General features: G+C 50.9%; 1 protein-coding gene. It reads left to right on the forward strand.

Going from position 1 to position 279, the window contains the following annotated elements; translation table 11 throughout:
- The coding region (locus tag AAEZ03_RS27065) for an NAD(P)-binding domain-containing protein (protein WP_350582904.1) at positions 1–279 on the forward strand (279 nt) is incomplete at both ends.

Here is a 279-nt window from a genome sequence, read left to right on the forward strand (position 1 = left end):
GTCTATGATTTGTCTGAAGACGCTACCCAGCGCTTGCAGAAAGCAGGTGCCAGTGTGGCTGCTAGCCCTAAAGATGCTGCGAACAATGCACAAGTCGTCATTAGCATGTTGCCTGCGGGCAAGCACGTCCATTCTGTCTATTTAGGTAATGATGGAGATAATGGGGCCGAAGGCCTACTGGCAGAATTGCCCAAGGGTACGTTGGTCATCGATAGCAGTACCATCGCGGCAGCTGATGCAAGATTGGTAGCAGAAGCAGCAAGTAAGCTTGGTATAGAC

Source organism: Pseudomonas sp. HY2-MNA-CIBAN-0224 (genome assembly GCF_040310285.1).
Lineage (GTDB): Bacteria > Pseudomonadota > Gammaproteobacteria > Pseudomonadales > Pseudomonadaceae > Aquipseudomonas > Aquipseudomonas helleri.